This window comes from Pseudomonas sp. TH07 (genome assembly GCF_016651285.1).
Classification (GTDB): Bacteria; Pseudomonadota; Gammaproteobacteria; order Pseudomonadales; family Pseudomonadaceae; genus Aquipseudomonas.
In genome coordinates this window covers 251,879-270,907 of sequence record NZ_JAEKED010000001.1, presented here as the reverse complement: position 1 = coordinate 270,907, position 19,029 = coordinate 251,879, and the positions used below count along the sequence as shown (strand labels likewise).

Here is a 19,029-nt window from a genome sequence, read left to right as displayed (position 1 = left end):
GAATGGGCAGCTATGAAAATAGGGGGGTTGTATCTCTAATTGGTGGGTTGGCCAATTGGAGGGGGTTATGTTGCGTTTGATTGCGGGAATGAGTAGTGAAATAAATCAAAGTGTGATGAATGGACTCGCGGAGTATCGTTACGAAATCTTTGTGAAGAAAATGGGGTGGCCACTTAGTTGCCCTGAAGGTTTTGAACAAGATGAGTTTGATCGCCCCGATACTGTTTACGCTATTGTCCTGGATCCCGATAACAGTGTTCGTGGTTGTGCGCGCTTATTGCCCACTACCAAGCCTTACTTGTTATCGGAACACTTTGTCCATCTGATGGGAGGCGCCAGTCTCCCTAACCATCCGCGGACTTGGGAGCTCTCCCGTTTCGCCATTACCCCTTCAAAAACAGGCACTACCAGCGCCACCCAGGCCTGGGCCAATACTGTCGCCCTGGTGCGCAAAGTATTGGTGACGGCATTAAGCCTGGGCGCCGAACGTTTGATCGCTGTATCGGCCGTGGGCAATGAGCGTTTGTTGAAGCGCATGGGGGTCAATGTTCACCGTATTGCCGCGCCGCAACTAATTGATGACAAACCCGTGATTGCCTTCTGGATTGAAATTGATCACCAGACCCGTTCGGCCCTGGATATCGAATGTCCGCCCAGAGCGTTTTCCAACTGATTTAACCACCCGGCTCGCCAGCCCGTTAATGGACTAACGAGCCGCAGTGGTTATGGGGCTGCGCCGTATTTGTTATTAGCCAGCACCCACTTGATGGGGATTTATGGGGCTGTGGAGAAGTTGCCGTCCGGCACCCCGGGCGAGCCCCGCAGGAGCCGGCGACCCACGCTGGCCCGGTTGCCCATTCAATCATGCAGAGTGATTAACACCGTGATGATCGAGTACCTCGCAGAGCATCGTTATCAGGAACTGCTCGGCTTCATCAGCACCGCGGCGGACGGCGATGGCCTGCTGTTCTTTTCGGGCGTGCTGCGCAATCGTCCCGATGGCTTGAACGTGCATGTCCAGCGCCGTAACGGCGAGGTGGTCGGCGCGATTGCATTGCTGCCGGCCTTGCCGCCGTTTGCCATGCCGCTGATTCTGCCGGCCGGCGAGGTCTCCCCGGAATTGCTCGATACGGTCAGCATCCTGGCCCAGAGCCCGCATATGGCCCTGGGCCCGAAAGCGGCGACCAAAGCGCTGACCCGGGCGTGGCCGGAGACCTGGAAGCCCTTTCTCAGCCAGCGCAACGAAGTGCTGCTCAAGCAACTCAAGCCGTGCCGGGTCGAGCAGGACGACACTCTGAAAACCCGTCTGGCCCGCTTGAACGATGTTGAAGTACTGATCGACTACCAGATCCAGATGGAGTGCGATGCGCAGCTGGCCCTGGTGTGCAGCCGAGAGCAGGCGCATCACAGCGTGACCCGCCTGCTGGCGCGGGGCTGCCTGTTCGTGATCGAGGTCGACGGGGAAGTGGGTGGTTGCGCGGCATTGATCACCAGTGACGAGCTTCATGAGCAACTGGGCTTTATTTACGTCGAGTCGCGGCATCGTGCCCGTGGCGTGGCGGACCGCCTGCTGGGTGATCTGTGCACCGCCGTCCATGCTCGGGGCAAGATCCCCCTGACCTTCACCAGTTCCTCCGGGCCACTGTACAAACGGCTTCGCGCCATTGGGTTCAACGTGGTCGGCGAGCAGGTCAAGCTGTACTTCGGCCATTGAGCCGATCCCAATCCTATCTGGCGGCCCAGGCCGCGCCCTGCTATTCCCCGCGGCACCTGCCTTGCGATGCTGACGTTGATCAATATCATTTTGGTATTATCGCGGCTTCTGAAATGAAGCGGCTCCTGCGTTTCTCAACGTGCTACGGGGATACACAATGAAAAGGATTCTGTGCGGTTGGCTGCTGGCGGGTGCCATGGTCAGTGCAGCGACTGCGGGTGCTGATGAGCGCTTCACGTTCGAGGCGTATCCCGCCTCCGCCGTGGCTAGCAAGCCGCTGGCCAAGGTCGACTGGAAGTCGAACCCGGCCTACGCCAAGGACCTCAAGTCCAAGGACGCCGTGCAATGGGCGGTGGGCCGCCATGCGGACTTCGCCGGGCATTTTGTCGTGACCTCGTTCAGTTGCGGCACCGGCTGCCAGAGCACGGCCTTTGTCGACGTCAATGACGGCAAGATCTACAAGTCACCCATGCAGTTCCCGAGCGAAGGCAGCGACCTGCCCCAGGTCAGCGGCGGCAAGGCGTACCGGCCCACCAGCAATATGATCTTCATGTCGAGCCTGGGCTACGCCGGGACCGACATGGTGCAGTCCGACGGTGTTGTGGTGTGGGACGAAAAGACTCGGCAGTTCCAGGTGGTGGCCAAGTCCAAGCCTTACAAGATGAAGATGTAAGAGGGGGGGCGGTCGGATCGAAGGCCGGCCGCTGCTGTCACTGGCGTCAATGCATTGCTTTCGATCAACTTTCCCCTCAGGGTGTTGCTGCACAAAGGGGGCCGGCAACTCGCCGGGCCCTTCTTTTCATGGATCAGCCCGCGCTGGCTGCACCTGAATGCACGGATGAGCCTAAGGTGTCCTGGTTGTGAAACAGCGCTTCGCAGATTTTTTCATCAGCAGAAACTTTTCCCTGCTGTGGTTGGGCCAGGCGCTGTCTTCGTTCGGCGAGTTTGTGTTTGAAAGCACGGTCATCGTCTGGCTGGTGACCGACCTGTATCGCGACAGCGCCTTTCTGCCCAGCGCCGTCGGCATGGCCGTGGCAGCGTCGGCGATTCCCCGGGTGCTGGTGGCACCGCTGGCGGGGGCGTGGGTGGACCGCCTGGTTCCGCTGTACGTGATGATCTCGGCGGACGTGGCCAGGGTCATCCACTTCCTACTCTTTATAAGTGCCTATTGGCTGTTTCAACTCGACCAGGGGCAAGTGCTCTGTGGAGTGCTGCTGTTGCTGTTTGTGAACAGCGTGGCCGCGCAGTTCTTCAACCCCTCGCGTCAGGCCGTGATGCAAGCGGTGCTCCCGGCCGAGCGCCGGGTCGAGGCGTCGGCCAAGGCGATGTTTTCCCTGACCGGCATCTCCGTCATCTGCGCATCCCTGGGGCCGGCGTTGTTTGTGCTGGTCGGGCCACTCTGGGCACTGTTGATCAATGTGCTGGCCTTTGCCGGCTCCGCGCTGTGCATCGTTCTGACCCGAGACTTGGGTCGGCGGTTGGCGGCGCAAACCGAGCGTCCTTCATTCTGGGGTGGGGTCGCGGCGGGCCTGAGGTTTGCCTGGGGTCACTCTGCTATCAGAACCCTGCTGATCGGCATGGCGCTGTACGGGGTTTCCCTGGGGGTGAACAACGTGGTGTTGTCGCTGTACGCCTTCAAGACCCTGGGCTTGAGCGCCTCGGAATACGGCCTGATCCTCGCCGCATTCCCCATCGGGGGCCTGATTGCTGCGCTGCTGGTGCGACCGCTGCTGCGCTCATGGAGTATCCGCCAGGCTTTCAGCGCCTCGCTGTTCTGCCTGGGGCTGGGTTATCTGGGCTACGCCCTCAGCCCGCCGTTTTATCTGGCGTGGCTGATCATGGCAGGCTGCGGCCTGTGTTTTTCGGTGTTCGCCATCGTCCAGGGGCCGATGTTGCAGGAGGCAGTGCCGGAAGGTTTCATGGGCCGGGTTTCGGCCACCCTGACCCCGGTCCTGGCCATCGCCTCCTTGCTGGGCACGTTGATGGCGTCCCAGACCCTCAACCTTGCGCAGGCCTTGGCCAGCCAGCAACGGTTGTTCATCGACATCTACGGCGCCTACATCGTTGGCGCCGCTTGCCTGTTGCTGATGGGCGCAGGGCTGATGCTGCGCGGTCAGGTCAGAGCACGTGCCTGGAAATAAGCTTGGAAATCTCAACCATCGAGGTCCTGCCGGTGAACTCGAACTTCACTTTCCCCAGGGCTGAAAAGTAGATTTCCAGCTCCGAATCCAAATCAAAGGTGCCCGAGGTTTCCACGGAGTAGGCGACGATGTTTTTGTAGGGCAGGGAGGTAAAGTCCTTTTTGCTGCCGGTGATCCCTTGCACGTTCACGGCAATGATCCGCTTGGTGGTGAAGACCACCCCGTCGCGCATGGACTTGTAGGAATCGATGACTTGCTCGTCCTCCAGCAACAGGGAGGTCACGCGTTCGGCGTATTCATCGTTTTGCTTGAGCTTGAAGAAGCCTTTGTTATTGAAGTCGATCATGGTCCAGTCCTTGTGGTGGAAATCCGTTACTGAATGTCTTTCAGGTAATCCCTGAGTGCAAGCAGGGGAGCGTGCAGCGTCTCCAGGGTCTGCGCCTGGTCGACCTCGGTCGCCAGCTTTTGCAATTCCCGGCCCATGACACTCTGCGCACCGCCCAACGCAGTAAGCGCCACAGCCACGCATTGCCCCAGCTTGAGTTGGATGGCCGCGATATCGCCATTGCGCACCAGCAAGCCAAAGGCTTCCCGCTCATACGCGGCCATGATCAGGTCATCACGCAAGACCGGGCTTGCATCATCCGTCTCATGGGCCAGCTTGAGGGCAAACAGCGCAACGGTTTCCAGCGTCGATTCCATGGGGCGGGGTCCTCTGCCGTTGTGATCGGGCGGCGATCATCACTTTTCTGCAGGCGAAAAAAAAGACCTTGATCAACAAGGTCTTTTTTAATTTGGTGCCCCGAGGGAGACTCGAACTCCCACTCCTTTCGAAAACGGATTTTGAATCCGCCGCGTCTACCAATTCCGCCATCAGGGCTCAATGGCGGCGAAGTATAGAGAGGTGATTACCGTTGGTCAATCAGCTTTCATGGTCAATTTTGGCTATTTCCGCTAAACTTTCCGGCCCTGCTAGACGAACCCCATCATGCGCGTTGCTGACTTTACCTTCGAGCTTCCCGATTCGCTGATCGCCCGCCATCCCCTGGCCGAGCGTCGCGGTAGTCGCCTGTTGACCCTTGATGGGCCTACGGGTGCCCTGGCCCACCGTCAATTCACTGATTTGCTTGAGCATTTGCGCCCGGGCGACTTGATGGTGTTCAACAATACCCGGGTGATTCCGGCACGGCTGTTTGGCCAGAAAGCTTCCGGCGGCAAGCTGGAAATTCTGGTGGAGCGGGTGCTCGACAGTCATCGCGTGCTGGCCCATGTGCGTTCCAGCAAGTCGCCCAAGCCGGGTTCGACGATCCTCATCGAGGGCGGCGGCCAGGCGCAGATGCTGGCTCGGCATGACACTCTGTTCGAGCTGGGGTTTGCAGAAGAAGTGCTGCCCTTGCTCGATCGCGTCGGCCATATGCCGTTGCCTCCTTATATAGACCGCCCGGATGAAGGCGCGGACCGCGAGCGCTATCAGACGGTGTACGCCGAGCGCCTGGGCGCGGTGGCGGCGCCGACTGCCGGGCTGCATTTCGACCAGCCGTTGTTGAAAGCGATTGCGGCCAAGGGCGTCGAGACTGCGTTCGTGACCCTGCATGTCGGTGCCGGGACGTTCCAGCCGGTGCGCGTGGAGCGTATCGAAGACCACCATATGCATAACGAATGGCTGGAAGTCGGCCAGGACGTGGTGGATGCGGTCGCGGCCTGCCGTGCGCGCGGCGGTCGGGTGGTGGCGGTGGGCACGACCAGCGTGCGTTCCCTGGAAAGTGCCGCGCGCGATGGCGTGCTCAAGTCGTTCAGTGGCGACACCGACATCTTTATCTACCCGGGCCGGCCGTTTCATGTGGTCGACGCCCTGGTCACCAACTTTCATTTGCCCGAGTCCACGCTGTTGATGCTGGTTTCGGCGTTCGCCGGTTATCCCGAGGCCATGGCCGCCTATAAGGCCGCCGTCGAGCATGGATACCGCTTTTTCAGCTACGGTGATGCGATGTTCATCACCCGTAACCCTGCGCCAACCGCTCCCAAGGATTCGGCCCCAGAGGAAACAGAATGAGTCGCACAAGTCGTATGTCTTTCGAGCTGCTGGCCACCGATGGCAAGGCTCGTCGTGGTCGCCTGACCTTCCCCCGCGGTACGGTGGAAACCCCGGCGTTCATGCCGGTGGGTACCTATGGCACGGTCAAGGGCATGCTGCCACGGGATATCGTCGCCACCGGTGCCGAGATCATTCTGGGCAACACCTTCCACCTGTGGCTGCGTCCCGGCACCGAAGTGATCAAGAAGCACGGCGACCTGCATGACTTCATGCAGTGGAAAGGCCCGATTCTCACCGACTCCGGCGGTTTCCAGGTGTTCAGCCTGGGCGCCATGCGCAAGATCAAGGAAGAGGGCGTGACCTTCGCCTCGCCGGTGGACGGCGCCAAGGTGTTCATGGGCCCGGAAGAGTCGATGCAAGTGCAGCGCGACCTGGGTTCGGACATCGTGATGATTTTCGACGAATGCACCCCGTACCCGGCTGACGAAGACGTCGCGCGGATCTCCATGGAGCTGTCGTTGCGCTGGGCCCAGCGCTCCAAGAACGCCCATGGCGACAACACCGCCGCGCTGTTCGGCATCGTCCAGGGCGGTATGCACCAGGACCTGCGCATGCGTTCCCTGGAGGGGCTGGACAAGATCGGCTTCGACGGCCTGGCCATTGGCGGCCTGTCGGTGGGCGAGCCCAAGCACGAGATGATCAAGGTGCTGGACTACCTGCCGGGCCAGATGCCAGCAGACAAACCTCGTTACCTTATGGGCGTTGGCAAACCGGAGGATCTCGTAGAGGGTGTGCGCCGCGGTGTGGACATGTTCGATTGCGTGATGCCAACCCGCAATGCCCGCAATGGGCATCTGTTTATTGATACTGGCGTGCTGAAGATCCGTAACGCGTTCCATCGCCATGATGATTCGCCGCTCGATCCGACCTGCGATTGCTACACCTGCCAGAACTTCTCCCGCGCTTATCTGCATCATCTGGACAAGTGCGGCGAAATGCTGGGTAGCATGTTGAATACCATCCACAATTTGCGGCATTACCAGGTACTTATGGCTGGTTTGCGCGAGGCTATTCAACAGGGTACATTGGCCGCCTTTGTCGATGCCTTCTACGCCAAACGCGGGCTCCCTGTTCCGCCTTTGGACTGAGTTTTCTGACCCCAAGATTCAATATTTGCAACTGGAGTGCTAAATGAGCTTTTTTATCTCTAACGCCATGGCTGACGCTGCTGCACCTGCTGCAGGCCCTATGGGCGGCGGCTTTGAGTGGATTTTCCTGGTCGGCTTCCTGGTCATCTTCTATCTGATGATCTGGCGTCCACAGGCCAAGCGCGCCAAAGAGCAGAAGAACCTGCTGGGCAGCCTGCAAAAAGGTGACGAAGTTGTGACCACCGGCGGCATCGCCGGCAAGATCACCAAAGTGACCGACGACTTCGTGGTTCTGGAAGTGTCCGACACCATCGAAATGAAGTTCCAGAAGGGCGCTATCGCCGCCACGCTGCCAAAAGGCACGCTGAAAGCGATCTGATTCATCTTTTACCAATCGACGGGGCGCGCAAGGCGCCCCGCGTTATAAGCGGGCGGCGTGATGCTGAACAAATACCCTCTGTGGAAATACGTACTGATCCTGGCGGTGCTGGCGATCGGTTTTATTTATTCCGCTCCCAATCTATACCCTGATGATCCGGCCATTCAGGTCAGCGGTGCGAGCACCGCGTTGCAGGTCACTCAGGCTGATCTGGATCGTGCGAGCAAAGCGCTCACCGACGCCGGGATCAACGTCAAGGCAGCCACTATCGCGGCCAATGGCAAGGGCGGCTTGCTGCGTCTGATCAATAAAGAAGATCAGTTGCCAGCCAAGGACGTCGTACGCAAGGCCCTGGGTGACGACTACGTCGTTGCACTGAACCTGGCACAAACCACCCCGCAATGGTTGCGCAACCTCGGCGCGCATCCGATGAAGCTGGGTCTGGACTTGTCCGGTGGTGTGCACTTCCTGCTGGAAGTGGACATGGATAAAGCCCTCGATGCACGCCTGAAAGTCTACGAAGGCGACGTCAAGAGTCTGTTGCGCAAAGAGCGCCTGCGCTATCGCAGCCTGCCGCAACTCAACGGTGCCATTCAACTGGGCTTCAGCGACGACGCGACCCGTGAACAGGCCCGTGCACTGATCCGCAAGAACTTCAACGATTTCGACATTGTTCCGGCCGACCTCAATGGTCAGGCGGTACTGCGTCTGGCGATGACCCCGGCCAAGCTGGCGGAAATCCGTGAATACTCCATCAAGCAGAACTTGACCACGGTCCGTAACCGCGTCAACGAGCTGGGTGTGGCCGAGCCGCTGGTACAGCGTCAGGGCGCCAACCGCATCGTGGTTGAACTGCCGGGCGTGCAGGACACCGCTGAAGCCAAGCGGATCCTGGGCAAGACCGCCAACCTCGAGTTCCGCCTGGCTGCTGAGCCGGGTGCTTCCAAGGCGACTTCCGAGTCGTTCGAATTCCGTGAAGGCAATCGTCCTCCAGCGTTGATCGAGCGTGGCCTGATCATCACCGGTGACCAGGTGACCGACGCCCAGGCGGGCTTCGATGAGCACGGTCGTCCACAGGTGAACATCAAGCTTGACGGTCACGGTGGCGAGCTGATGAGTCGTTCGACTCGCAGCAACGTCGGCCGCAGCATGGCGGTGATCTTCATCGAGCAGAAGCCGACCACCACTTACACCAAGCAAGTGGTTGATGGCGTCGAGAAAGACGTACCGGTCCAGACCTTCAAGGAAGAGAAGAAGATCATCAGCCTGGCGACCATCCAGTCGCCGCTGGGCAGTCAGTTCCGTATCACCGGCCTCAACGGCCAGGGCGAGTCTTCCGAGCTGGCGCTGCTGCTGCGTGCCGGTGGTCTGGCGGCGCCGATGTACTTTGCCGAAGAGCGCACAATCGGTCCGAGCCTGGGTGCTGACAACATCACGAAGGGTATCGATGCCTCGCTGTGGGGCATGTTGTTCGTGTCGCTGTTCATCATCGCCATCTACCGCTTCTTCGGCATCATCGCCACCGTGGCGCTGGCGCTGAACATGGTACTGCTGCTGGCCCTGATGTCGCTGCTGGGGGCAACACTGACCCTGCCAGGCATCGCCGGTATCGTGTTGACCATGGGTATGGCGGTGGACGCCAACGTGCTGATCTTCTCGCGGATACGTGAAGAGATCGCCGCCGGCATGACCGTGCAGCGGGCTATTAACGAAGGCTTCGGCCGGGCATTCACTGCGATTCTCGACTCCAACCTGACCACATTGCTGGTCGGTGGCATCCTGTTTGCCATGGGCACCGGCCCGGTCAAAGGGTTTGCGGTGACCATGTCCCTCGGGATCTTTACCTCGATGTTCACGGCCATCTGGCTGACCCGTGCGATGGTCAACCTGATCTTCGGCGGTCGTGACTTCAAGAAGTTGTGGATTTAAGGGGCTGCCATGTTACGTACTATCAACTTCATGGGCGTGCGCAACGTTGCGTTCGGCGTCACATTGCTCCTTACCGTTCTGGCGTTGTTCAGCTGGTTCCATAAGGGCCTGAACTACGGTCTGGACTTCACCGGCGGTACGCTCATCGAGCTGACCTACGAGCGTCCGGCGGATGTGATGAAGGTTCGCGCGCAACTGAGCGAATCGGGTTATCACGACGCCATCGTGCAGAGCTTCGGTGCAACCACCGACCTGCTGGTGCGGATGCCGGGTGAAGACCCGCAACTGGGCCATCAGGTCGCAGCCGCCTTGCAGAAGGTTGGCGGTGACAACCCGGCACAGGTCAAGCGCGTCGAGTTCGTTGGCCCGCAGGTGGGTGAAGAGCTGCGCGACCAGGGCGGCCTCGGCATGCTGATGGCGCTGGGAGGCATCCTGATCTACCTGGCGTTCCGCTTTCAGTGGAAGTTCGCGGTCGGTGCCATTGTCTCGCTGGTCCACGACGTGATCGTGACCGTGGGTATCCTGTCGTTCTTCCAGATCACCTTCGACCTCACGGTGTTGGCGGCGGTACTGGCGATCATCGGTTACTCGCTCAACGACACCATCGTGGTTTTCGACCGGGTGCGTGAGAACTTCCGCGTGCTGCGCAAGGCCAGTCTGATCGAGAACATCAACATCTCGACCACTCAGACCCTGTTGCGCACCATGGCGACCTCGATCTCCACCTTGCTGGCGATTGCTGCGCTGCTGTTTTTCGGTGGCGACAACCTGTGGGGCTTCTCCATCGCACTGTTTGTCGGTGTGTTGGCGGGTACCTACTCGTCGATCTACATCGCCAACGTGGTGCTGATCTGGCTGAACCTGAGCAGTGAGGATCTGATTCCTCCTGCCAATACCGAGAAGGAAGTGGACGACCGCCCATAACGGTCATCACCTTCCAGCAGTCACCTAAAAAGGCGCGAGTATTGAACTCGCGCCTTTTTTATTACTCCAAGGCTGGGAGAAGCGCGGGCTTGTCCCGCTTGTGATGGTCAGGAGGTTCACGTGAACAAGTCGTTACTGGTTGGTGCGGTATTGGGTGCTGTCGGTGTGACTGCCGGGGGTGCTGTTGCCACCTACAGCCTGGTTAAAAGCGGCCCTGAGTATGCGCAAGTGCTGGCAGTTCAGCCGGTTAAACAACAGATCAAGACTCCACGCGAGGTCTGCAAGGACGTCGCGGTAACCCGTCAGCGCCCGGTCAAGGATGAGCATCAGATCCTTGGTACGGTGGCCGGTGCGGTTGGCGGTGGTTTGCTGGGCAGTATGATCGGCGGCGGTAACGGCAAAAAGATCGCCACCGTGGCGGGTGCAGTGGGTGGTGGTTATGCCGGTAACAAGGTGCAGGAAGGCATGCAGGAGCGTGATACCTACACCACCACTCAGACTCGCTGTAACACCGTCAATGACATCAGCGACAAGGTCGTGGGTTATGACGTGAAGTACGAACTGGATGGCAAGCAAGGCCAGGTGCGTATGGATCGTGATCCGGGTAACCAGATTCCGGTCAATAAAGAAGGCAAGTTGATCCTGAGTCAGAATCAGGAACAGCCGGGGCAGTAAGCTCGGGCCGATAAAAAAGCCGTCCTCAGGGGCGGCTTTTTTATCGGCTGAGTATTTTCTGGCATAAAAAAGCACCCCGTAGGGTGCTTTTTTGTCGCTGGCGCTTAGCGCTTCAGCGAAGCCGGCAGGTGCGGCTGGATGGCGGTCAGGACCGCTTTGAAGCACTTGGTGTTGCCGGCAACCACGTGGCCTTTTTCCAGGAAGTCGTGACCGCCGGTGAAGTCGCTCACCAGGCCGCCCGCTTCCTGAATCAGCAGGGCGCCCGCAGCCATGTCCCACTCGGACAGGCCCGACTCCCAGAAAGCATCGAAACGGCCGGCGGCCACGTAAGCCAGGTCCAGGCTGGCGGCACCGGCGCGGCGGATGCCGGCGGTCTGGCCAACCAGGGCGCGGAACATGCCCAGGTAGTTGTCGAGGTTGTCCATCTGGTCGTCACGGAACGGGAAGCCAGTACCCAGCAGGGCGCCGTCCAGGCTGGTGCGGCCGCTGACGCGCAGGCGACGACCGTTCAGTTGGGCGCCACGACCGCGGCTGGCGGTGAATTCTTCCTGGCGAACCGGGTCCAGAACAACGGCGTGTTCCAGGCGACCACGGTATTTGCAGGCAATGCTGACGGCAAAGTGAGGAATGCCGCGCAGGAAGTTGGTGGTGCCGTCCAGTGGGTCGATGATCCACAGGTATTCTTCGCCTTCACCGCTGCCCGCGTGCAGGCCGGTTTCTTCACCGAGGATGCCGTGGGTTGGGTAGGCTTTGCGCAACGCATCGATGATCTTCTGCTCGGCAGCGCGATCAACTTCGGATACGTAGTCTTTGGCGTCTTTTTCGTCGACCTTGATGGTATCCAGGCGCTCGATGGAGCGGAAAATCAATTCACTGGCGCTGCGGGCGGCGCGCAGCGCGATATTCAGCATTGGCTGCATGGATGTGTCACCTAAGGTTGTTAAAGAAAGCCGAGCATTCTAGCAGAAAACTTTTGCAGATGAAGGTCGACATTCGCTTTCCTCATTTTGAGCGGGGCGCTGACCCAGTAAATGTGCGCACTTTTTGACCAGCGGTCGTTTGCGCAAGGCGCTAGAAGGTGCGCGCCGCTTAGTGTATCCGGGGCTCTCGGTTATTTTTGAGGCGTGACTGCTGGCTGTTCTGTAAGATTTGCTCCCCTTTCCGTGTCCGAGAGCGCCTCCCTTGCTGCAGAACATTCGTGTCGTCCTGGTCAATACCAGTCATCCCGGGAATATCGGTGGGGCTGCGCGTGCCATGAAGAACATGGGCCTGTCGCGGCTGGTGCTGGTTGAGCCGCGGATTTTCCCGTCCCACGAGGCTGATGCCCGTGCCTCTGGCGCCACGGACATCCTGGAAAATGCGCAGGTCGTCGCCACCCTGGAAGAGGCGCTGGCGGGCTGCACCCTGGTATTTGGTACCAGTGCCCGTGATCGGCGTATTCCCTGGCCCTTGCTCGACCCCCGTGAATCCGGGTTGAAGGTGGTGGAAGAGGCGGGGCAGGGCGCACAGATCGCCTTGGTGTTCGGCCGTGAAGATTCCGGCCTGACCAATGACGAGCTGCAGCGATGTCACTTCCATGTGCATATCCCGTCGGACCCTGAGTTCAGTTCGCTGAACCTGGCGACGGCGGTGCAGGTGTTGACCTATGAGGTGCGCATGTCCTGGCTGGCGGCCGAAGGCCGGCCGAGCAAGGTCGAGAAGGATGAAGTGGCGTCGCCGCGCAGCGATGAGCTGGCGACCATGGATGAGTTGGAGCGGTTCTACGAGCATCTGCAGCAGACGCTGGTGGCCATCGACTTCCTCGATCCGGAAAAGCCGCGGCACTTGATGGCGCGCCTGCGTCGGTTGTACGGTCGCAGCTCGGTCAGCCGGGCGGAAATGAATATTTTGCGAGGCATCCTCACGGAGACCCAGAAAGCGGCCCGTGGCGAGCTCATCAAGCGGAAGAATGAAGATGTTTGAGCGTTTGCGTGAAGATATCCAGAGTGTTTTTCACCGTGATCCGGCGGCGCGCAATGCCTTTGAGGTGCTGACCTGCTACCCGGGCATGCACGCCATCTGGATTCATCGCCTGTCGGGCGCGCTGTGGGGCATGGGGTGGAAGTGGCTGGCGCGGCTGGTGTCGAACTTCGGCCGCTGGTTGACCGGGATCGAGATTCACCCGGGGGCCAAGGTCGGGCGTCGGTTCTTTATTGACCACGGCATGGGCATCGTCATCGGTGAAACCGCCGAGATCGGCGATGACGTGACCCTGTACCAGGGCGTTACCCTGGGTGGCACCAGCTGGAATAAAGGCAAGCGCCACCCGACCCTGGAAGATGGTGTGGTAGTAGGGGCAGGCGCCAAGGTCCTGGGCCCATTCACTGTTGGTGCCGGGGCCAAGGTCGGTTCCAATGCGGTGGTGACCAAGGCCGTGCCCGCGGGCGCGACGGTGGTGGGGATTCCTGGGCGCATCATTATCAAGTCCGATGATGAGCAGGAAGCCAAGCGCAAGGCCATGGCCGAGAAGCTGGGCTTTGATGCCTACGGTGTCAGCGAAGACATGCCGGACCCGGTGGCTCGCGCCATTGGCCAGTTGTTGGATCACCTGCAGGCGGTCGATGGTCGCCTTGAAGGCATGTGCGGAGCATTGAAAGACCTGGGCAGCAACTATTGCGCCCAGGATCTGCCAGCACTGCGCGAAGAGGACTTTGCCGGGGTCAAGGACAAGGGCGACAGTCAGGTCGGCTAAGGCTGCTGGCGCAAGTCGATGCGTGTGCGTTGATGGCGATCTGCCTCGGATCATCGGCCTCTGGATCGCCGGCGAGCTAGATTGGGCGGGGCGGATGATGTCGTTTTGATGGTGCATTGATCTCCCGCAGGTCGGCCGCCAGCGCCGGGATGTGCCATTACGCCGCAGACTTTGCTATGATTCGCGCGCTCTTTTGCGGGTAAACCCGACTAAAGTAGTTGGTCTTATAGTTGACTCGATTACTCGGGTATTGCATACTCGCCCTCATCCCGAAACACTCTGTGGTAATTGTCCATGCGACTCACTACTAAAGGCCGATACGCGGTAACTGCCATGCTCGACCTGGCGTTGCACGCGCAACATGGCCCGGTGTCCCTGGCCGATATCTCTGAGCGCCAAGGCATCTCCCTGTCCTATCTCGAACAGCTCTTCGCCAAGCTGCGCCGCAGCAACCTGGTGTCCAGTGTGCGTGGCCCGGGTGGCGGCTATCAGCTGTCGCGCGACATGCAGGGAATCCAGGTAGCTCAGGTGATCGATGCGGTGAACGAATCGGTCGATGCCACCAAATGCCAGGGCCAGGGTGACTGCCATTCCGGCGACACCTGCCTGACTCACCACTTGTGGTGTGATCTGAGCCTGCAGATTCACGAATTTCTGAGCGGTATCAGCTTGGCTGACCTTGTGACTCGCCGTGAGGTGCAAGAAGTAGCCCAGCGTCAGGATCAGCGCCGCTGTAATGGCAAGGCGCCACGCCTGGATAAGATCGAAGCGTCCGCCGTCGAATGACAGCCAAAGAGCCAGCGGAACGCCAGCCAGCCTGATTTAGGAGAGAGTCCATGAAATTGCCGATTTACCTTGATTACTCAGCGACCACCCCGGTTGACCCGCGTGTCGCGCAAAAGATGAGTGAATGCCTGCTGGTCGACGGAAACTTCGGTAACCCGGCGTCCCGTTCCCACGTGTTTGGCTGGAAGGCCGAAGAATCGGTCGAAAACGCCCGTCGCCAAGTGGCTGACCTGGTGAATGCCGATCCGCGTGAGATCGTCTGGACTTCCGGTGCCACCGAATCCGACAACCTGGCAATCAAGGGTGTCGCGCACTTCTACGGCAGCAAGGGCAAGCACCTGATCACCTCCAAGATCGAGCACAAGGCTGTCCTGGACACCATGCGCCAACTGGAGCGTGAAGGCTTTGAAGTCACCTACATCGAGCCGGGCGAAGATGGCCTGATCACTCCGGCCATGGTCGAAGCCGCACTGCGCGACGACACCATCCTCGTGTCGATCATGCACGTGAACAACGAGATCGGTACCGTCAACGACATCGCCGCCATCGGCGAACTGACTCGCTCCAAGGGCGTTCTGTTCCACGTCGACGGCGCCCAGTCCACTGGCAAGGTCGATATCGACCTGCAGAAGCTGAAAGTCGACCTGATGTCGTTCTCGGCCCACAAGACCTACGGTCCGAAAGGCATTGGCGCGCTGTACGTCAGCCGCAAGCCGCGCGTGCGTCTGGAAGCCACCATGCACGGTGGCGGTCATGAGCGCGGCATGCGCTCCGGCACCCTGGCGACCCACCAGATCGTCGGCATGGGCGAAGCGTTCCGTGTGGCCAAGGAAGACATGGCTGCCGAGAACCTGCGCATCAAGGCTCTGAGCGATCGCTTCTACAAGCAGGTCGAGCATCTGGAAGAGCTGTACATCAACGGCAGCATGACCGCCCGTGTACCGCACAACCTGAACCTGAGCTTCAACTACGTTGAAGGCGAGTCGCTGATCATGGCCCTCAAGGACCTGGCAGTATCCTCCGGTTCGGCCTGCACCTCGGCTTCGCTTGAGCCTTCGTACGTACTGCGCGCCCTGGGCCGCAACGACGAACTGGCCCATAGCTCGATCCGCTTCACCTTCGGTCGCTTCACCACCGAAGAAGAAATCGATTACGCCGCGCAGAAAGTCTGCGAGGCCGTCACCAAGCTGCGCGCTCTGTCGCCGCTGTGGGACATGTTCAAAGACGGCGTCGACATCTCGAAAATCGAGTGGGCGGCACACTGATATATAAGTCGCCGCCAGCGGGTTCTGCCGAACGTATCGATTACGGCGATTTGCAGGACCCCAAGAGCGACTCTCTGATGAGTGAGGATTAAGAATCATGGCTTACAGCGAAAAGGTCATCGACCATTACGAAAACCCGCGCAACGTCGGCAAGATGAACGCGGAAGACCCTGATGTCGGCACTGGCATGGTCGGCGCTCCGGCGTGCGGCGACGTGATGCGCCTGCAGATCAAGGTCAACGAGCAAGGCATCATCGAAGATGCCAAGTTCAAGACTTACGGCTGCGGTTCGGCCATCGCCTCCAGTTCCCTGGCCACCGAGTGGATGAAGGGCAAGACCCTGGACGAGGCTGAAACCATCAAGAACACTCAGCTGGCCGAAGAACTGGCCCTGCCGCCAGTGAAAATCCACTGCTCGGTACTCGCGGAAGACGCCATCAAGGCCGCTGTTCGCGACTACAAGCAGAAGAAAGGCCTGATCTGATTCATTCGGATTCAGCTTTCACAGATTGAGCGACAAGTAAGGAGTCACGATGGCTATCAGCATGACAGAAGCGGCTGCTCAACACGTGCGACGCTCCCTCAACGGGCGCGGCAAGGGTGATGGGATTCGTCTGGGTGTTCGCACCACGGGCTGTTCCGGCCTTGCCTACGTGCTGGAGTTCGTCGACGAGGTGGGTGAAGACGATCAGGTGTTCGAAAGTCACGGCGAGAAAGTGATCATCGACCCGAAAAGCCTGACCTATCTGGACGGCACCGAACTGGATTTCGTCAAGGAAGGGTTGAACGAAGGCTTCAAGTTCAACAACCCCAACGTACGCGGTGAATGTGGCTGCGGCGAAAGCTTCAACATCTGAGGCTTCTTGTGGGTACTCCTTGTCATTTCGCTTTATTTGAACTGCAGCCCAGCTTTCGCCTGGACCTCGAGCAGTTGGCTACGCGCTACCGTGAGTTGGCGCGCGGCGTCCACCCCGACCGTTTTGCTGACGCTTCCGAGCGTGAGCAGCGGCTGGCGCTCGAGCAATCCGCGAGCCTCAACGAGGCCTACCAGACGCTCAAAAGCCCTCCCAAGCGTGCGCGCTACCTGCTCGCCATGGGCGGTCGCGAGTTGCCGCTGGAGGTCACGGTGCATGATCCGGAGTTTCTTCTGCAGCAGATGCAGTGGCGCGAAGAACTCGAAGACCTGCAGGACAGCGCCGACCTGGCGGGTGTCGCGGTGTTCAAACGGCGTCTGAAAGTCGCGCAGGATGAGCTGAACGAAAGCTTTGCAGCTTGTTGGGATGATGCAGCGCAACGCGAACAGGCCGAACGCCTGATGCGGCGCATGCAGTTCCTCGACAAGCTCACGTATGAAGTGCGCCAGTTAGAAGAGCGCCTCGACGATTAACCCAGTGCTGCCCATGTTGCACGCCTGATAGACAGATAAGACCTGATTACCATGGCCCTACTGCAGATCGCCGAACCCGGCCAAAGTCCTCAACCGCACCAGCGTCGTCTGGCTGTGGGGATCGACTTGGGCACCACCAATTCGCTGGTCGCTGCATTGCGCAGTGGTCTTTCCGAACCGCTGGCGGACGCTGAAGGGCGGGTCATCCTGCCTTCCGCCGTGCGCTACCACGCTGATCGTGTCGAGGTCGGCGAGTCTGCCCGGCTGGCAGCGTCTGCCGATCCCTTGAATACCGTGCTGTCGGTCAAGCGCTTGATGGGTCGTGGTCTGTCCGACGTCAAGCAATTGGGCGAGCAGTTGCCGTATCGCTTTGTCGATGGCGAGTCGCACATGCCGTTCATCGACACGGTGCAGGGCCCGAAAAGCCCGGTCGAAGTCTCCGCCGAGATCCTCAAGGTGCTGCGTCAGCGCGCCGAGTCGACCCTGGGTGGCGAGTTGGTAGGGGCGGTGATCACCGTTCCGGCCTACTTTGACGACGCACAGCGTCAGGCGACCAAGGACGCGGCCAAACTGGCGGGTCTGAATGTGCTGCGTTTGCTCAACGAGCCGACCGCAGCGGCGGTGGCCTATGGCCTGGATCAGCACGCCGAAGGCGTGGTGGCGATCTATGACCTGGGCGGCGGCACCTTTGATATTTCCATTCTGCGCCTCACCGGCGGTGTGTTCGAAGTGCTGGCCACCGGTGGCGACACCGCCCTGGGCGGCGATGACTTCGATCACGCGATTGCCGGCTGGATCATCGACAGTGCCGGTTTGTCGGCCGATCTCGATCCAGGCGCGCAGCGTCGTTTGCTGCAAACCGCCTGCGCCGCCAAGGAAGCCCTGACCCACGCCGATTCGATGGACGTGGTCTATGGCGAATGGCGCGCGGCGCTGACTCGTGAGCAGTTCGACGCTCTGATCGAACCCATGGTTGCGCGTAGCCTCAAGGCGTGCCGCCGTGCGGTGCGTGATTCCAATGTCGAGCTCGATGATGTGCAGGCAGTGGTCATGGTCGGCGGTTCGACCCGTGTGCCACGCGTGCGCCAGGCCGTCGGCGAGATGTTCGGGCGTGAGCCGTTGACCGAAATCGACCCGGATCAAGTGGTGGCCATCGGGGCCGCGATCCAGGCCGATACCTTGGCCGGCAACAAGCGTGACGGCGGCGAACTGCTGTTGCTGGACGTGATTCCGCTGTCCCTGGGGCTGGAAACCATGGGCGGGTTGATGGAGAAGGTGATTCCACGCAACACCACCATCCCCGTCGCCCGTGCCCAGGACTTCACCACCTACAAGGATGGCCAGTCGGCCATGATGATTCACGTGCTGCAGGGTGAGCGCGAGCTGATCAGCGATTGCCGCTCCCTGGCGCGCTTCGAATTGCGCGGTATTCCGCCGATGGTGGCGGGTGCGGCGAAAATCCGCGTGACCTTCCAGGTCGATGCCGATGGCCTGCTCAGTGTGGCGGCCCGTGAGCTGGGGTCGGGCGTTGAAGCCAGCATCCAGGTCAAGCCGTCCTACGGCCTGACCGATGGTGAAATCGCCAAGATGCTCAAGGATTCGTTCCAATATGCCGGCGACGACAAGGTCGCCCGTGTCCTGCGCGAGCAGCAGGTCGATGCCCAGCGCCTGATCGAGGCGGTGCAAGGCGCCCTGGAGACTGATGGCGAGCGCCTGCTGGATGCCGAAGAGCGCATGGTCATCGAGTTGCAGATGCAGGAACTGGCCGAACTGATGAAGGGTACCGATGGTTACGCCATCGAGCAGCAGACCAAGCGTCTGTCGCAAGTGACCGATGCTTTTGCTGCCCGACGCCTGGATTCGACGGTGAAAGCCGCGCTGGCGGGGCGCAACTTGAATGAAATCGAGGAATAAC

Annotated in this window: 21 protein-coding genes and 1 tRNA gene; 18 read left to right on the top strand and 4 right to left on the bottom strand. The window is 60.0% G+C overall.

Annotated features, from left to right (window positions below):
• The first annotated feature begins 67 nt into the window (after positions 1 to 67).
• The 4 genes from JFU57_RS01285 to JFU57_RS01270 all read left to right on the top strand — a co-directional run bounded on the left by JFU57_RS01285 (position 68) and on the right by JFU57_RS01270 (position 3,855).
• Positions 68 to 673, top strand: coding sequence for an acyl-homoserine-lactone synthase (locus JFU57_RS01285; RefSeq protein WP_078472337.1), 606 nt, complete (start codon positions 68 to 70; stop codon positions 671 to 673).
• A 213-nt stretch (positions 674 to 886) separates the two neighbouring features.
• Positions 887 to 1,714, top strand: a complete 828-nt coding sequence (locus JFU57_RS01280) for a GNAT family N-acetyltransferase (RefSeq protein ID WP_242487570.1) — start codon at positions 887 to 889, stop codon at positions 1,712 to 1,714.
• A gap of 157 nt (positions 1,715 to 1,871) precedes the next feature.
• Positions 1,872 to 2,387 (top strand): hypothetical protein, encoded by a 516-nt coding sequence (locus JFU57_RS01275; RefSeq protein ID WP_201127750.1) that lies wholly within the window; start codon positions 1,872 to 1,874, stop codon positions 2,385 to 2,387.
• A gap of 187 nt (positions 2,388 to 2,574) precedes the next feature.
• Positions 2,575 to 3,855: an MFS transporter gene (locus tag JFU57_RS01270; protein ID WP_201127747.1), complete on the top strand. Its 1,281-nt coding sequence runs from the start codon at positions 2,575 to 2,577 to the stop codon at positions 3,853 to 3,855.
• Here JFU57_RS01270 and JFU57_RS01265 read toward each other — a convergent pair.
• From JFU57_RS01265 to JFU57_RS01255, 3 genes are all read right to left on the bottom strand, one after another.
• Positions 3,833 to 4,201 (bottom strand): PH domain-containing protein, encoded by a 369-nt coding sequence (locus tag JFU57_RS01265; RefSeq protein WP_020298448.1) that lies wholly within the window; start codon positions 4,199 to 4,201, stop codon positions 3,833 to 3,835. The genes JFU57_RS01270 and JFU57_RS01265 overlap by 23 nt on opposite strands.
• Before the next feature lie 26 nt (positions 4,202 to 4,227).
• Positions 4,228 to 4,557 carry a hypothetical protein gene (locus tag JFU57_RS01260; protein WP_201127746.1) on the bottom strand — a complete coding sequence of 110 codons (330 nt, stop codon included), beginning with the start codon at positions 4,555 to 4,557 and terminating at the stop codon, positions 4,228 to 4,230.
• Positions 4,558 to 4,650: 93 nt separating this feature from the next.
• Positions 4,651 to 4,735: transfer RNA gene (locus tag JFU57_RS01255), tRNA-Leu, on the bottom strand.
• A gap of 108 nt (positions 4,736 to 4,843) precedes the next feature.
• Between JFU57_RS01255 and queA the strand changes: the two genes are divergently transcribed.
• The 6 genes from queA to JFU57_RS01225 all read left to right on the top strand — a co-directional run bounded on the left by queA (position 4,844) and on the right by JFU57_RS01225 (position 10,945).
• Complete coding sequence (gene queA, locus JFU57_RS01250; RefSeq protein ID WP_201127745.1) at positions 4,844 to 5,908, top strand: tRNA preQ1(34) S-adenosylmethionine ribosyltransferase-isomerase QueA; 1,065 nt, start codon at positions 4,844 to 4,846, stop codon at positions 5,906 to 5,908.
• Positions 5,909 to 5,922: 14 nt separating this feature from the next.
• Positions 5,923 to 7,038: a tRNA guanosine(34) transglycosylase Tgt gene (gene tgt / locus JFU57_RS01245; RefSeq protein WP_020298460.1), complete on the top strand. Its 1,116-nt coding sequence runs from the start codon at positions 5,923 to 5,925 to the stop codon at positions 7,036 to 7,038.
• Between the two features lie 43 nt (positions 7,039 to 7,081).
• On the top strand, positions 7,082 to 7,417 hold the full coding sequence (gene yajC, locus JFU57_RS01240; protein ID WP_043229921.1) for a preprotein translocase subunit YajC: 336 nt from the start codon (positions 7,082 to 7,084) through the stop codon (positions 7,415 to 7,417).
• 60 nt (positions 7,418 to 7,477) lie between these two features.
• Positions 7,478 to 9,346 carry a protein translocase subunit SecD gene (gene secD / locus JFU57_RS01235; RefSeq protein WP_201127743.1) on the top strand — a complete coding sequence of 623 codons (1,869 nt, stop codon included), beginning with the start codon at positions 7,478 to 7,480 and terminating at the stop codon, positions 9,344 to 9,346.
• Positions 9,347 to 9,355: 9 nt separating this feature from the next.
• Positions 9,356 to 10,270: a protein translocase subunit SecF gene (gene secF, locus JFU57_RS01230; protein WP_020298463.1), complete on the top strand. Its 915-nt coding sequence runs from the start codon at positions 9,356 to 9,358 to the stop codon at positions 10,268 to 10,270.
• Between the two features lie 120 nt (positions 10,271 to 10,390).
• Positions 10,391 to 10,945, top strand: a complete 555-nt coding sequence (locus JFU57_RS01225) for a glycine zipper 2TM domain-containing protein (protein ID WP_078472031.1) — start codon at positions 10,391 to 10,393, stop codon at positions 10,943 to 10,945.
• 104 nt (positions 10,946 to 11,049) lie between these two features.
• On the opposite strand, the gene suhB is transcribed toward JFU57_RS01225, so the two are convergent.
• Complete coding sequence (suhB, locus tag JFU57_RS01220) at positions 11,050 to 11,865, bottom strand: type III secretion system regulator SuhB (RefSeq protein ID WP_020298465.1); 816 nt, start codon at positions 11,863 to 11,865, stop codon at positions 11,050 to 11,052.
• Positions 11,866 to 12,127: 262 nt separating this feature from the next.
• Here suhB and trmJ point away from each other — a divergent pair, with 262 nt between their 5' ends.
• From trmJ to hscA, 8 genes are all read left to right on the top strand, one after another.
• Positions 12,128 to 12,907 (top strand): tRNA (cytosine(32)/uridine(32)-2'-O)-methyltransferase TrmJ, encoded by a 780-nt coding sequence (trmJ, locus tag JFU57_RS01215; protein ID WP_020298466.1) that lies wholly within the window; start codon positions 12,128 to 12,130, stop codon positions 12,905 to 12,907.
• A complete protein-coding gene (gene cysE, locus JFU57_RS01210) occupies positions 12,900 to 13,676 on the top strand; it encodes a serine O-acetyltransferase (protein ID WP_078472030.1) in 777 nt (258 codons plus the stop codon). Before trmJ ends, cysE begins: the two co-directional genes overlap by 8 nt.
• Before the next feature lie 294 nt (positions 13,677 to 13,970).
• Entirely contained in the window at positions 13,971 to 14,462 is a 492-nt protein-coding gene (gene iscR / locus JFU57_RS01205; protein WP_007956690.1) for a Fe-S cluster assembly transcriptional regulator IscR, read from the top strand.
• Positions 14,463 to 14,512: 50 nt separating this feature from the next.
• Entirely contained in the window at positions 14,513 to 15,727 is a 1,215-nt protein-coding gene (locus tag JFU57_RS01200; protein ID WP_078472029.1) for an IscS subfamily cysteine desulfurase, read from the top strand.
• Positions 15,728 to 15,824: 97 nt separating this feature from the next.
• Positions 15,825 to 16,211: a Fe-S cluster assembly scaffold IscU gene (gene iscU / locus JFU57_RS01195; RefSeq protein ID WP_007929523.1), complete on the top strand. Its 387-nt coding sequence runs from the start codon at positions 15,825 to 15,827 to the stop codon at positions 16,209 to 16,211.
• Positions 16,212 to 16,260: 49 nt separating this feature from the next.
• Positions 16,261 to 16,584: an iron-sulfur cluster assembly protein IscA gene (iscA, locus tag JFU57_RS01190; RefSeq protein ID WP_020298469.1), complete on the top strand. Its 324-nt coding sequence runs from the start codon at positions 16,261 to 16,263 to the stop codon at positions 16,582 to 16,584.
• 8 nt (positions 16,585 to 16,592) lie between these two features.
• Entirely contained in the window at positions 16,593 to 17,114 is a 522-nt protein-coding gene (gene hscB, locus JFU57_RS01185; protein WP_020298470.1) for a co-chaperone HscB, read from the top strand.
• Between the two features lie 51 nt (positions 17,115 to 17,165).
• Positions 17,166 to 19,028, top strand: a complete 1,863-nt coding sequence (gene hscA, locus JFU57_RS01180) for a Fe-S protein assembly chaperone HscA (protein ID WP_201127741.1) — start codon at positions 17,166 to 17,168, stop codon at positions 19,026 to 19,028.
• The last annotated feature ends 1 nt before the right edge of the window (position 19,029 follow it).